A 14,033-nucleotide genomic window follows, 5' to 3' on the forward strand; every position below is an offset into this window, starting at 1 on the left:
CGCAAAAAGGTAAGCGGCTGCAAGTTCAGCTATTGCTGTACCGATTGCAACCAGACGACAAGATCGGCAATGGGCCGGCTGGTCGTGATAGATTGTCCGGAGGTGTTTTTCAGGACTGTATTCCGCCCTTCGAAAAAGTCCCCGTAGACAGGCATCGGCGAGCCATGGCTGACCAGTGGATCACGCCCATCGATCCGCCAAACAACCCTTTTGAGAGGGAACTGACCATCGTTCTTACGCTCCAGGCGCGTCAAATCGGTCGGTTGCAACAGCAAGGCGGGCGCCATGGGCCCGTCTCCATCCGCGTTGATCCCATGGCACGTCGCACATCTACTCTCGAACAGTCGCTTGCCCTCTGACACGTCCTGAGCCGTGGCGGGCCAGCCAACCATTGTCGTCAGTAACACCCCTGCAAATAAACTTCGCATGGCAACCTCCTTGTTATGGAGTGATCATGGCATGGAAATGCTGGAATCTCATTGATCAGGGTCAATCCGGTGTGCTGGCACGGGCCGGGATGAGGGGGCCATATCATCTTTTGCCCAGATTTCTGGGTTACCAAGGCATAGGCCAATCTCTATCCGGCTCGTCATCCAGCCTCGGGGCAGGCGTGAACTGAAAAGCATTGAGCAACCCGAAACGGTGTGCGACACGGTGAAGACAGAAGCGGTCTTGGGGCAATCGACAGCCACGCAGGCGGCTCTCTTCCGACCGGCAGTACAGTTAGACACGACGGGGCGCACGCAGGTGGCTTGCCCAGATTTTTAGGAGGCCCTGATGCATTGGCTCTACTTGGCGCTGGCAGTTTTGTTCGAGACCATCGGCACTTCGGCGTTGCAGGCAAGTCAGCAATTCACCCGTATCGGCCCCTCGATCGTCATGGTGGCGAGCTATGCCATATCCTTTTACCTGCTGGCGCTGATGCTGCGGGTCATGCCGGTGGGCATTGTCTATGCGCTCTGGTCGGGTCTAGGCATCTGCTTTATCGCCTTCATCGGCTATGTCGTTTTCGGGCAGAAACTGGACCTTGCCGCAGTCATCGGGATGGCGATGATCATTGCTGGAATCGCGGTGATCAACCTATTTTCAAACGCGACCAGCCACTGACGGCGACGCTGTCTGGTAGACCTTCAAGAAGGTAGCCAAGCGCTGGGCATCTTTATTCCCAGCGGCGCCGCTGGGCCGGATGTCAGGAACAACTAACAGCAGTCACTACTCCGTCTTTGGACGATAGTCTTGCAAAACCTCATGTACCAAACCCTTCATCCATGCGGCGGTGCGAGGCGTGGGCACTGACCGGCGGCCCAACCGCTCGGGGACTTCCCTTGGGTCGCGGCCATAAATCATCGCGAAATGCGCTAGTGCAATCAGATAGGTGCCCGCGTCACTCAGGTGGATTTGGTCAGAGAACAGGTCCGCGAAATCCGAAAGCCCTGGCGCCTGCCCCTTGGCAACAGCATCATAGGCGGCCGCCATGATCGCCGGACCCGGAATGATGCGCATCGGCGGCGCCATGCCTGGGCGGTTCGCGTTCACATGATCGGCGATAGCCTGCCAATTTGTCATTTCGCGATCCAGGCGGATACGAAAGGGCAGGTGTCCATCTGGGTCGTTGTCGGGGTTATCAAAATCAGGGCCGCTGTTGATGTGCACCCAAGTCGCATACAAGAAGCTCTGGGCGCCTTGCCCTTCATTCCCCTCACGCCAAGCATGTTTGACCCAACGTAGCGCCATCTGTGCCGAATCGTGCCAAGGCATGGTATTTGAGAGCGGCGCCCGTTCGGTGATGACCAGGACATCGTAGCGTGAAATATCGTGACGAGCGTCGGGCCCGTAATCTGGGCTGTTGTTCCAGCGCCAGTCCATTGGGCTGCCGGGGATTGTTGATGCGTCAATAACGCGTCCACGCGCCGCCTGCCCACCTACGGCGGCGACCATGGCATCCAGCATCGGCACCACTGGATCTGTCAGTGAGTGGCCCGACTGCACGACCCGTGCCGCAAATGACTGGCTATCGGGTGGCGCCGCCATGGCACGGCTTGCCAACAGAACACCGGGCAATGCCACTGCTGCACGCAATATTGCCCGGCGGCGAATATGTTTGGCCGGCTTGAGTTCGCCGCTACTCACGCTGGAAAAATGGTGCTCGGATCGTGGTGACACTTGGAACCCCTTGCAAATTTGCGCCATCACTGGACTGCCCCATTCAAGGTGTCGGGGCTGATAATTGGTGCATGACGTGCCTGTAATAGAATTACACTTTTGATATGTATACACTTTCTCACTTGAAAATACCCTCGCCGCTGGCCTCGGGCGTCAGGCGCGCCCTCAGCAGCGCCAGGGGGTGTGTTTTCAGGCTCAGCCGGGTGGTCACGTAATCCTCCACCATTTCCTCGCCTTGCGTCATCTCGGGCAGGTATGCGGCGGGCTCGTGCAGGATCTCCTCGCCCAGATCCCCGGTGAAAAGGGGCAAGGGCCGGTCCGCCGTCAGCGCCTTGGCCTGCCAGAGCGCCTCGCGCCGGCTCAACCCCTCGCTGGCAAAGCAATCGGCCTCGGCGAGCCGTGTGATGACGCCGGGCGGCAGCCCCGCGCGCCGCCAGACATCGCCGGGCGTGCCATAGCCATTGCCGCGCGCCGCGCTCAGCCAAGTGGCGCTTTCCTCGTCAATGCCCTTGATCTGGCGATAGCCCAGCCGCAGGGCCAGCCCGCCCATCCCATCGGGCTCGACCGTATTGTCCCAGAAACTTGCGTTGATGCAGACGGGGCGCACGGTCACGCCATGCTCGCGCGCGTCGCGCACGATCTGGGCGGGCGCATAGAACCCCATCGGCTGCGCGTTCAGCAGCGAGCAGGCAAAGATCGCGGGGTGGTGGCACTTGATCCAGGCCGACGCATAGACCAGCAGCGCGAAACTGGCGGCATGGCTTTCGGGAAATCCATAGCTGCCAAACCCCTCGATCTGGGCAAAACAGCGCTGGGCGAAATCGTCCTCATAGCCATTCGCCTTCATGCCGCGCAAGAACAGCGTGCGAAACTCGCTGATATTGCCCAGTTTCTTGAACGTGGCCAGCGCGCGGCGCAGCCTGTCGGCCTGATCGGGGGTAAATCCAGCGCCGACGATGGCGATCTGCATCGCCTGCTCCTGAAACAGCGGCACGCCCAGCGTCTTGCCCAGCACCGCCCCCAACGCGTCCGAGGGAAAGCTGACCTTTTCCTCGCCGTTGCGGCGGCGGATATAGGGGTGGACCATATCCCCCTGAATGGGGCCGGGACGGATGATCGCGACCTCGATCACCAGATCATAGAAGCAGCGCGGCCGCATGCGTGGCAAGAAGTTCATCTGCGCGCGGCTCTCGACCTGAAAGACACCGACACTGTCTGCGCGGCAGAGCATGTCGTAGACGCGCCCGTCCTCGGGCGGCAGCGTGGCGAGGCTGTAACTGCGCCCATGATGCTGCGCCAGCAGGCCGAACGCCTTGCGGATGCAGGTCAACATGCCCAAGGCCAGCACATCGACCTTGAGGATGCCCAAGGCCTCGATATCGTCCTTGTCCCAGCAGATCACCGTGCGCCCCTCCATCGAGGCATTCTCGACCGGCACCAATTCATCCAGTCGCCCCTCGGTGACGACGAAACCGCCGACATGCTGGCTCAGGTGTCTTGGAAACCCCTCGATTTCATGCACCAAGGCCATCGTCTGCTTTAGCCGGGGATCGTCGGGATCAAGGCCGATTTCCTGCATCCGCTCGCGCTCTACCGCTCCGGTCGAGAAAAACCCCCACAGCTGCGAGCTGAGCGCGCCGATGGTATCCTGAGACAGCCCCATCGCGCGTCCCACCTCGCGGATCGCGCGCTTGCCGCGATAGTGGATCACGGTTGCACAGAGGCCCGCGCGGTGGCGGCCATAGCGCTCGTAGATATGCTGGATCACCTCCTCGCGGCGCTCATGCTCGAAATCGACGTCTATGTCGGGTGGCTCGTCGCGCGCCTCGCTGACGAACCGCTCAAAGACCATCGTTCCGATCTCTGGGCTGACCGAGGTGACGCCAAGGCAGTAGCAGACCACCGAGTTGGCTGCCGATCCGCGCCCTTGGCACAGGATACCGCGCTCGCGCGCGAAGGCGACGATATCGCGCACTGTCAGGAAATAGGGCTCGTATTTCAGCTTGGCGATCAGGACCAGCTCATGCTCGAGCAGCTTGCGCACCCGCGCGCTTGCCCCTTGGGGATAGCGCCACGTCAGCCCCTCTTCGGCCAAGCGGCGCAGGCGGGCGGTTGGCGTCTCTCCTTGCGCGATCTCGCTGGGATATTCATAGCGCAGACTGCCGAGGCAAAAGCTCAGCGATGCCGCCACTTCTCCGGCCCGCGCCACCGCGCCCTCGTGACCCTTGAAGAGGCGCCGCATCTCGGCTTCGCTGCGCAGGCGGCACTCGCCATTGGCCAGCGCGGCGCGCCCCAGATCATCGACGCGCACACCCGTGCGCACCGCCGTCAGCACATCGGCAAGGCGGCGGCGCCGCCCATGATGCATGCGGGGCATCGCGCTGGCGATGGTCTCGACCCCGAGGGATGCAGCCAGCCGGGCCTGCGCCTCAAAGCGGCGCGCATCGCGCCCGTCATACTGCGGCGCCATCACGAGAAACATATGACGCCTAAGGGTTTGGACGACCCGGCGCGCATGTTTGCGCCATGCCGCATGACCCCCATCAGGCGCGTGCAGCAGCAGCGTAAGACCCTCGGCACCCTTCAGAAGATCATCAAGATGAAGCTCGCACTCCCCCTTGGGCGCCCGCCTGCGGCCCGTGGTCAACAGGCGACAAAGGCTGGCCCAGCCGGTGCGATCCCGCGGCAGCGCGGTCAGGGTCAGCCCCTCGGTCAGCACCAGCCGCGCGGCAGGGATAAGGCGCGGCACGGTCGCCCAAGCGGGCACGCCGGGCTGTGGCGCGGGCGGGCCGATGGGACCATCCCGCGCCTCCAGCGCCTGCCGTTCGGCCACATGGCGGGCGATCTCGCGCGCCGCCGCATAGGCCCGCACGATGCCTGCGACGGTGTTGTCATCGGCAATGGCAATGGCTGGCAGACCCAGAAGCGCGGCACGCTGCATATACTCCTCAGGGTGCGATGCCCCGGTGAGAAAGGTGAAATTGCTGAGGGCCGAAAGCTCGGCGAAGGGGGGGTGATCTCGCATGACGAGTCACCTTATATTCACTTTTTGTTCTTATGCCGAGTCCCTATGACAAGGGATTATTCCAAAACGCCATTGGTGCTACGGCTGCTCGGGTTCGCACGGGCCGCCGGTAAAGCAGCGGTGCGCCTTGTCCAGCATGTCAGGCTCGGGCGCAAAGAATGCGTCACCGCCGCAGGGATCGACCGTCAGGGTGAGCCCCTCGGCGTCCTGCCGCACGAAGGCCAGCACGTCCCCGCCTGCGGGTGGCTGGGCGCACCAGGGGCCAAAGCATTTGCTGATCAGGGTGACCGGCCCTTCGAAAGGGCGGTTGAAGCCGATGCGCCCCAGCGCCTCGCCAGATATCCGCGCGGGGATCCGCGTCTCGGGCGGGGCGGCCTGCTGATCGGCCATATCCACCTCGGGCAAGAGGGACGCGTCGAACTCGAGCGTGCCGTGCAACGCGAAATATGTCTCGGGGGCGGAATTGACCCGCTCAAACGTTCTGGCGAGATCATGGGGCAGGCAAGACAGCGCAGTGGCGGGGCCAGCAACCGCAAGGCCGAGCAGCATGGCAGTGGCAGTGCGTATCATAGCAGATCCTTGAATTCAGAGAGAACGGAGGCATAGACCGCGCGCTTGAACGGCACGATCTGCGCGACCAGATCATCTGCGGGCAGCCAGCGCCATTCGGAAAATTCAGGGTGCGCCGTGGCGATGTCGATCTGGGCATCTTGGCCTAGAAACCGCATGAGAAACCATGTCTGTTCCTGTCCGCGATAGCGACCCTTCCACATGCGCGGCACCAGATCATGGGGCAGATCATAGCGCACGGCCCCCGTCGTTTCAGCCTCGATGCGGACAAGATCGGCGGTCACGCCGGTTTCCTCGACAAGCTCGCGCACGGCCGCGTCGCGGACCGTCTCGCCGGGATCGACGCCGCCTTGCGGCATTTGCCAGGCGGGCTGCGGGGTGTCGATGCGCTGCCCGACAAAGACCTCGCCCCGCGCGTTGGCCAGCATCACACCGACGCACGGACGATAGGGCAGAAGGGCGATTTCGTCAGGGGTCATCTGGGTGGCCTTGGGCAGGAAACGCATAACGCTGAGCGGTGCGGGGGCAATACGCCCGGCCACTCGCACGTGAGCAGCCGGGCGAAAATGTTGCTTGGCGCCCTCTTACTTGGGGCCGTTCAGCGTGGTCAGACCCTTGAGGATATCGACCGCATAGGCCAGTTGATAATCCTCTTCGCGCAGCTTTGCGCTTTCCTCGGCACGCTCGCGCGTCTCCTCGATATGCTTGATCTCGTCCTCGGTCAGGCTGTCGTTGCCGAGGCTGCCGCGCAGATCAGCTTCCGAGCGCAGGAGCGGCGGCACGCTGCTTTCGCTCTCTTCCTCGCTTTCTGGGGCGCGGCGAGGCTGTGCAACGAGGATATCGGGCGACACGCCAAGCGCCTGAATCGATCGGCCAGAGGGCGTGTAATAGCGCGAGGTGGTCAGACGCATTGCCCCGTCACCGCGCAGGGGCATGACCGTCTGGACCGACCCCTTGCCAAAGCTCTTGGTGCCCACGACGACAGCGCGGTTGTGATCCTGAAGCGCACCGGCGACGATCTCGGACGCCGAAGCCGAGCCACCGTTGATCAGCACGACGATGGGCTTGCCCTCCGCCAGATCCCCCGGCGTCGCGTTGAAACGCTCGCCATCCTGGGCCTCGCGGCCACGGGTGCTGACGATTTCACCCTTTTCAAGGAATGCGTCCGACACCTTGATCGCCTGATTGAGCAAACCACCGGGGTTGTTGCGCAGATCGATGACAATGCCGTTGATCTGGTCGATGCCGCCAGCTTTCTCGATCTCTTCGGCCAGCCCGTCCTCGAGGTTTTGATAGGTCTGGTCGCTGAAGCTCGAGACGCGCAGCACCACGGCCTTCTGCTCGGTCCGGGCGCGCACGGCAGTGACCTTGATCGTGTCGCGGATGATGGACAGATCGAATGGCTCGGCCTCGCCCTCGCGCACAACGGTGATGACGATCTCGCTGCCCACGGGGCCGCGCATCATGTCGACTGCCTCGTCAAGATTGAGGCCCAGCACGCTTTCGCCATCGACATGGGTAATATAATCGCCCGATTCGACCCCCGCGTTGAAGGCGGGCGTCCCGTCGATGGGCGAGACAACCTTGACGAAGCCCTCTTCCTGCGTCACCTCGATCCCGAGACCGCCGAATTCACCGCGCGTCTGCGCCTGCATGTCCTCCGCATCTTCGGGTGGCAAGTAACTGCTGTGCGGGTCAAGCGAGGTGAGCATGCCGTTGATGGCCGCCTCGATCAAATCGCCCTCGTCCACGTCTTCGACATATTGCGCCCGGATCCGCTCGAAAATGTCGCCAAAGAGGTCCAGCTGTTCATAGACATTGGTGTTGCGCTGCGTCTCTTGGGCCATGAGGGGGGCGGCGACCTGCGTGGTCACGATCACTCCGGCGAGGGTGCCGGCACCGGCAGCCATCAGGAATTTCTTCATTGCTCACTCATCCTTGTCTGTCTTGAACCACAGCGCGGGATCCACGGCGGTGTCATCTTGCCTGACCTCAATATAGAGGGTTTGCGTCCACTCGGTAGCTGCTTCCAGCAGCTCGGCGGGCACGATTTCGTCATCGCTGGCCCTGCCCGATGTCCCGAGACCCCCCATGAGGCCCACGGGACTGCCACCCGGCAGCACCTCACCCGTCTCGCCATAGACCACGTCCATTCCTGCAAAGACCAGCAGAATCCCGGATTGCGGTTCCAGAATGGCGACATTTCCGTAATCCAGCAAGGGGCCGCGATAGCGCAGCGTCGCGGCGGCCGGTGTGGTCACCAGCGCGCGGGGCGGCGCGGCCATCACGATGCCGGGTCGGGTGATGCCGGCTGCGTCCGCCTCGCCCGCGCGGCGCAGGATGCGGCCCTCGACGGGCAGGGGCAACTGGCCCTTGCGATCGGTGATACCCGGCAGGCTGCCCGGCGCCTCGTCCACGGCGATCTGGCTCAGCCCACTGGCAAACCCGTCCAGCGATTCGGCCGATGCGATCAGCAGCGCGGTCCTGACCGGATCCTCGGTAAAGCGGCGGGGCAGGTCGGTGCGTTCGGCAATCGCCTGACTGAGCTGCGTGCGCGCCTCCTGCGCGGTCGCCAGCCCCTCCGCCAGCTTGTCCGCCGCGCTTTGCTGCAAGGCACGGAGCGCGGCCAGCTCTTCGAGATCAGCCCGCAGCACGGCGGCTTGCGCGTTGAGCGCGGGCGTCACATCGGCCAAGAGCATGCCCGACCGCGCAGTGCCGACGGGCCCCGAGGGATGCAGCAGCGTCACAGGCGCGGGCGTCGCGTTGATCGAGCCGAGAACACCCAGGAGCTGCGCGATCTCGGCCTCGCGTGAGGCCAGATCAAGCTCCAGCGTCTGGGCGCGGACCGCCGCCTGCCGCATCCCGACGCGCATCGCGCGCAGCCCCGCCTCGAAGGCGCGCACCGTCTGGCTGAGCGCCTTGACCCGGCTGGCGGCGCCATCGGCCTCGTCGAGCGCGCGCGTTGCCTCGGCCAGCATGTCAGAGGCGGTGCGCGCCTCGTCGCCGGCATCCCCCTGCCCAAGGGCGACTAGCGGCGCGCAGGCCAAGGCCGCTGCGGCGATCCAGCGAATCATTCAGGCGTGCCTGGCGGCGACGTGACCAGCGACCGGCCCGTCATCTCGGGCGGTGTCTCAAGCCCCATCAGCGCCAGAAGGGTCGGGGCCAGATCGCTGAGCCGCCCATCACTGAGCGCCGCGCCCTCGGGGCCGCCGATCAGGATGGCGGGCACGGGGTTGGTGGTGTGGGCTGTGTGCGGCGCGCCGGTGACCTCGTCGATCATCGTCTCGCAATTGCCGTGATCGGCCGTGACGATCATGGCGCCGCCCGCCTGCTTCAGCGCCTCGATCACTCGGCCGAGGCCTGTATCCACCGCCTCGCAGGCGGCGATTGCCGCGGCCAGATCGCCGGTATGACCCACCATGTCGGGATTGGCGTAATTGGCGATGATAAGGTCATAGCCTTCGCCGATGGCCCGCGTCAGATGATCCGTGACCTCGGGCGCCGACATCTCGGGTTGCAGATCATAGGTGGCGATACGCGGCGAGGAGGCCATGTAGCGATCCTCGCCCTGCTCTGGGGCCTCGCGGCCGCCATTGAGAAAGAAGGTGACATGCGGATACTTCTCGGTTTCCGCGATGTGAAACTGCCGCAGGCCCTGCTTTGCGACCCAGATGCTGAGCGTGTTGTCTGGCATCTCGTCGGGAAAGATGCAGTCCATATAGGTTTTGTGCCGCGCGGAGTAGTCGGTAAATCCGCTGACGATCGCGAATTCGGGCCTGCGTCCGGTGTCGAAATCGTCAAACTCGGGATCGGCGAAGGCGGCCAGAATCTCGCGCGCACGGTCGGCGCGGAAGTTGAGGCACATCAGCCCGTCGCCATCCGACATGCCGGCATATTGACCCAGAACACGCGGCTTGATGAATTCATCGGTGCGGCCCTTGCCATAGGCATTGTCGATCGCCTCGGCTGCGGTCTCGGCGTGATAGCCTTCGGCGGCGGCGATGGCGGCATAGGCGAGCGATACGCGCTCCCACCTGTTGTCGCGATCCATCGCGTAATAGCGCCCGGACACGGTCGCGATGCGCGCACCAAGGGGCAGGGCCTCCTGCAACTCGTCAAGGTAGGACATCGCCGAGACCTGCGCGACGTCGCGCCCATCGGTAAACGCATGGATGGCAACCGGAATGCCCTCGCCGGCCAGCGCGCGGGCGGCGGCGATCATATGGCTGATATGCGAATGCACGCCCCCATTCGACAGCACGCCCATGAGATGGGCAGTGCCGCCCGAGGCGCGCATCGCGTCGATAAAGCGGCGGATGCCGGGAAGGGCGGCAAAGGTGCCCGTCTCGACCGCGCGGTCGATGCGGCGCAGATCCATCTCAATGATGCGGCCCGCGCCGATGTTGAGGTGCCCGACCTCGGAATTGCCCATTTGCCCCTCGGGCAGGCCCACGTCGAGGCCATGCGTGACCAGCCGAGCATTGGGGCAGGACGCCATCGCGGCGTCGAAGTTCGGCGTGAGGGCAAGCGCGGGTGCGTTGCCCTCGGTCCGCTCTGACAAGCCCCAGCCGTCGAGGATGCATAGAACCACGGGTTTGGGGGTGCTCATCTGCTGCTCCGGAATGTGACTGCCTGCCTCGTTCTACTGAAGATGGCGGGGCTTTGAAACAGGGCGCGGATTGGTGGTTGCGCTAAACCTGCCGCGCGTGGGGCGGCTAGCCATGCAATTTGAGTATTTTTGCCAAGATGAAGCCAAAGCTCGCGCCCAACCATCAGGCCCGGTGATATGGTCCGCCAGCAAGGATGGTGGTGGCACGATAGATCTGCTCGGCCAGCATGACGCGCGCCAGCATGTGGGGCCAGACCATCGCGCCGAAGGACAGGCTGAAATCCGCCGTGGCGCGCAGTCCGGCGTCGATGCCGTCGGCGCCGCCGATGACAAAGGCCAGATCGCCGCGTCCGGCATCGCGCCACTCGGCCAACTGGTGGGCGAATTTCGGTGACGGGGTGAGCTTGCCGCGTTCGTCCAAGGCGATGCGCACGGCGCCTTGGGGCAGGGCGCGCTCCAGCAGGGCCGCCTCGGCGGCTGGGCCGCCGCCCTTCTTGTCCTCGACTTCGTGTAGGCTGGTGGGCCCTAGGCCAAGCGCGCGCCCGGTGCGATCGGCGCGCGCAATATAGTCGTCAAAGAGGGCGCGCTCGGGGCCGGCACGCATCCGGCCCACCGCGCAGATATGCAGACGCATCAGCCGGGGTTGGCGGGCGATGATACCTCGGCTGCGGGTCCACCTGCGGGAACCCACATCTTTTCGAGTTGGTAGAACTCGCGCACTTCGGGGCGAAAGACATGGACGATTACATCGCCCGTGTCGATCAGGACCCAATCACCCGTCTCGCGGCCCTCGGTGCGGCTGGCGCGGCCAAGGTCATGCTTGAGCTTGTCGACGAGCTTCTCGGCGATGGCGCTGACCTGGCGTGACGAGCGGCCCGAGCAGATGACCATGTAATCCCCGATGGCCGACTTGCCGCGCAGATCGACCTGCACGATGTCTTCGGCCTTGTCGGCATCCAGCGACGCAAGAACAAGCGCAAGCTGCTGCTGACTGGTTGCGGTATCGGATGTTGCGGGGCTAGGTCCCCCGGTCTTGGTGGCGGTATCGGCGGCGGTGGCCGCGTGGGCGGAAATGGACAGAACGTCGTCCTCCTGGCTGCGCACCTGATGCTGCCCCGGTGCCGGACATGGGATGAAAATAGCGATAGCGCGGGCAAGTTTCAACAAAGCATGGTCATAGATCGCGCCTGTCAGCAAAAACACGTTATCCGCAAGGCGCCTTGCGGCGTCAATCGATTGGTAATGGGGGCGCTTTTTCGTCATCGCCCAGCATCCGCACCTCGCGCTGGGGGAAGGGAATCGAGATGCCATTGGCCTGAAACGCGTCCCACAGGGCCAGATAGACGTTGCCGCGGATATTGGTCAGGCCCTGCGTGGGGTCGCGAATCCAGAATCGCAGGATGTAATCGACACTGCTGTCCCCAAAGCCGACGATATGGCAAACCGGCGCCTTCATGCTGAGCACGCGCGGCACGCTTGCGGCGGCGTCTATGGCGATCTGGCGCACCTTGTGCGGGTCATCGCCGTAGGCTGTGCCGAAATAGATGTCGAGCCGCACGAACTCGTTGGAGTGTGACCAGTTGACCACCTGGCTGGTAATCAGATCCTCGTTCGGGATCAGGTATTCCTTGCCATCGCGGGTGATCACGCTGACGTAACGCGCGCCGAGGCTGTTGATCCAGCCGAATGTCTCGCCAAGACTGATGACGTCGCCCGGCTTGATCGACTTGTCCAGCAGGATGATGACACCGGAGACAAGGTTCGACACCACCTTTTGCAAGCCGAACCCGAGGCCGACACCAATGGCACCCGAAAGGACGGCGAGGCCCGTCAGATCGATGCCGACCGTGCGAAGCCCGATGAAGAACGCCGCCCCATAGAGCAGGACCTGGAGAAACTTGACCGCGAGAACCTGCATTGAGGGTGAAATCTCGTCATTGCGCGCGATCCGGGCCGAGGTTGTCCGCGACAGTAGCCGCGCGGCAAAGAAAAGCACCCCGAGAATGAAGATCGCCTGCACGACCAGCCAGACCGAGATGCGTGTCTCGCCCAAATGCAGCGCCAGGCTGTCCATCAGACGCTGTGCATCGTCCGTCAGCTCCAGAACGATGAGCGTCGCCCAGATCCAGCCCGCGTAGCGCACGATGCCGCGCAGAAATCCGTTTGCGATCAGCCGTGTGACGAAGGTAATCACCAGCCAGGCCAGCGCCAGGCTGGCTGCAATCTCGATCAGGTACGATCGGCTGGGCCATGTCACCTCCTGCATGACGGCGAAGGTCAGCCAGGCCAACATCATGAAAAAGATCAGGCGCAGGCGCCGGTGAATCATGACCAGCAGGCGCATGCGCCATTTGGGCCAGCCCTCGCGCGTGCGCATCCATGCATGCATACGCGGGCCGAGGAGCACGCTGAGGATATGCGCAACGACGATCAGCGCCAGAATGATCCCGATCTGATAGGCATTCCACGGGCGCAACAGCGCCGTCGAAAACGCATGTGCCTGCGTCCAGAGGTCGAACGCGATGTCCTGTGCCTGCTCGATCGGCGGAAGTGTTGGGTCCAATTCCATGACGTTCAGATTTGCATGCACCGCATGGCGCAGCAAGGCGGGACTGGACAGGCGCGCGGCTTTTGCGTTTGCTGGGCAGGCCCAATCAAAGGTGCCTTGCCATATGACCACCGCCCTGATCACTCATGCCGCATGCCTCGATCACCGCGTTCCCGAGGGGCATCCCGAGTGCGCCGCGCGCCTTGTCGCCGTGCTGGGCGCCCTCGAGGACAAGGCGCTGCTGCGCTTCGACGCCCCGCTGGCGACGGATGCACAGTTGCGGGCGGTGCATCCGCAGGCGCATATCGACGCGCTCGAGGCGATGATGCCGGATGCGGGCGGCGTGCCCATCGACGGGGATACGTGGATTTCGCCGGGCTCCATGCGTGCGGCGCGGCGCGGCGCGGGCGGCGCAATCAGCGGCGTCGATAGGGTGATGTCGGGTGGCGCGCAGAACGCCTTTGTCGCCACGCGCCCGCCCGGCCACCACGCCGAGCCGTCGCAGGCGATGGGGTTTTGCCTCTTGGGCAATGTGGCGGTCGCGGCCAATCATGCGCTTGACCATCATGGCCTCAGCCGTGTCGTGATCGTCGATTTCGACGTGCATCACGGCAATGGCACACAGGAAATGACCCAAGGCGACGCGCGCATCGCTTATCTGTCCAGCCACCAGATGCCCCTTTTCCCCGGCACCGGTCATCCGTCAGAGACCGGCGTGGATGGCAACGTGGTGAACGTCGCACTGTCCTCGGGCGCGGGCTGCAAGGCGTTTCGCGCCGCCATGACGGATATCATCCTGCCCGCTGCCGATGCTTTTGCCCCGCAGCTGGTGCTCGTTTCGGCCGGCTTCGACGCGCATCGGGACGATCCGCTTGCGGGCCTGATGCTGGACACCGCCGACTTCGTCTGGATCACCGAGGCGCTGTGCGATCTGGCCGACAGGCACTGCGGCGGCAAGTTGGTGTCCTGCCTTGAGGGCGGCTACGATCTGGATGCGCTGGCCGCCAGCGCCGCGGCTCATGTGGATGTGCTCATCGCGCGGGGTGGCAAGGGCTGAGCGCTCTCCAGCTTTCATTGTTCCAAAAATACTCAAGAGCACCGCAAGACACCGCCGCGCC

At 63.8% G+C, this 14,033-nt stretch carries 13 protein-coding genes; 2 read left to right on the top strand and 11 right to left on the bottom strand.

Annotated features, from left to right (window positions below; translation table 11 throughout):
- Window positions 1–29 precede the first annotated feature (29 nt).
- A complete protein-coding gene (locus V8352_RS12620) occupies window positions 30–428 on the bottom strand; it encodes a c-type cytochrome (protein WP_336424652.1) in 399 nt (132 codons plus the stop codon).
- Window positions 429–777: 349 nt separating this feature from the next.
- Between V8352_RS12620 and V8352_RS12625 the strand changes: the two genes are divergently transcribed.
- On the top strand, window positions 778–1,107 hold the full coding sequence (locus V8352_RS12625) for a DMT family transporter (RefSeq protein WP_336424653.1): 330 nt from the start codon (window positions 778–780) through the stop codon (window positions 1,105–1,107).
- 105 nt (window positions 1,108–1,212) lie between these two features.
- Here V8352_RS12625 and V8352_RS12630 read toward each other — a convergent pair whose 3' ends face one another.
- From V8352_RS12630 to V8352_RS12675, 10 genes are all read right to left on the bottom strand, one after another.
- A complete protein-coding gene (locus V8352_RS12630; RefSeq protein ID WP_336424654.1) occupies window positions 1,213–2,163 on the bottom strand; it encodes a hypothetical protein in 951 nt (316 codons plus the stop codon).
- 118 nt (window positions 2,164–2,281) lie between these two features.
- Window positions 2,282–5,188, bottom strand: coding sequence for an error-prone DNA polymerase (locus V8352_RS12635; RefSeq protein ID WP_336424655.1), 2,907 nt, complete (start codon window positions 5,186–5,188; stop codon window positions 2,282–2,284).
- 78 nt (window positions 5,189–5,266) lie between these two features.
- Window positions 5,267–5,758, bottom strand: a complete 492-nt coding sequence (locus V8352_RS12640) for a hypothetical protein (RefSeq protein ID WP_336424656.1) — start codon at window positions 5,756–5,758, stop codon at window positions 5,267–5,269.
- Window positions 5,755–6,237, bottom strand: a complete 483-nt coding sequence (locus tag V8352_RS12645) for an RNA pyrophosphohydrolase (RefSeq protein ID WP_336424657.1) — start codon at window positions 6,235–6,237, stop codon at window positions 5,755–5,757. The genes V8352_RS12640 and V8352_RS12645 overlap by 4 nt, the downstream gene beginning before the upstream one ends.
- 105 nt (window positions 6,238–6,342) lie before the next feature.
- Complete coding sequence (locus V8352_RS12650; RefSeq protein ID WP_336424658.1) at window positions 6,343–7,683, bottom strand: S41 family peptidase; 1,341 nt, start codon at window positions 7,681–7,683, stop codon at window positions 6,343–6,345.
- Between the two features lie 3 nt (window positions 7,684–7,686).
- Window positions 7,687–8,832: a murein hydrolase activator EnvC family protein gene (locus V8352_RS12655; protein WP_336424659.1), complete on the bottom strand. Its 1,146-nt coding sequence runs from the start codon at window positions 8,830–8,832 to the stop codon at window positions 7,687–7,689.
- Window positions 8,829–10,367 carry a 2,3-bisphosphoglycerate-independent phosphoglycerate mutase gene (gpmI, locus tag V8352_RS12660; protein ID WP_336424660.1) on the bottom strand — a complete coding sequence of 513 codons (1,539 nt, stop codon included), beginning with the start codon at window positions 10,365–10,367 and terminating at the stop codon, window positions 8,829–8,831. The genes V8352_RS12655 and gpmI overlap by 4 nt, the downstream gene beginning before the upstream one ends.
- A gap of 163 nt (window positions 10,368–10,530) precedes the next feature.
- Entirely contained in the window at window positions 10,531–11,001 is a 471-nt protein-coding gene (gene rlmH, locus V8352_RS12665; protein ID WP_336424661.1) for a 23S rRNA (pseudouridine(1915)-N(3))-methyltransferase RlmH, read from the bottom strand.
- Window positions 11,001–11,441, bottom strand: coding sequence for a ribosome silencing factor (rsfS, locus tag V8352_RS12670; protein ID WP_336424709.1), 441 nt, complete (start codon window positions 11,439–11,441; stop codon window positions 11,001–11,003). The genes rlmH and rsfS overlap by 1 nt, the downstream gene beginning before the upstream one ends.
- Window positions 11,442–11,595: 154 nt before the next feature.
- The gene (locus V8352_RS12675; protein WP_336424662.1) at window positions 11,596–12,936 is read right to left on the bottom strand and encodes a mechanosensitive ion channel family protein; all 1,341 of its coding nucleotides are present in this window, start codon (window positions 12,934–12,936) and stop codon (window positions 11,596–11,598) included.
- A 103-nt stretch (window positions 12,937–13,039) separates the two neighbouring features.
- Between V8352_RS12675 and V8352_RS12680 the strand changes: the two genes are divergently transcribed.
- Window positions 13,040–13,972 carry a histone deacetylase family protein gene (locus tag V8352_RS12680; protein ID WP_336424663.1) on the top strand — a complete coding sequence of 311 codons (933 nt, stop codon included), beginning with the start codon at window positions 13,040–13,042 and terminating at the stop codon, window positions 13,970–13,972.
- Window positions 13,973–14,033: the final 61 nt, after the last annotated feature.

This window comes from Roseovarius sp. D0-M9, assembly GCF_037083805.1.
Lineage (GTDB): Bacteria > Pseudomonadota > Alphaproteobacteria > Rhodobacterales > Rhodobacteraceae > Roseovarius.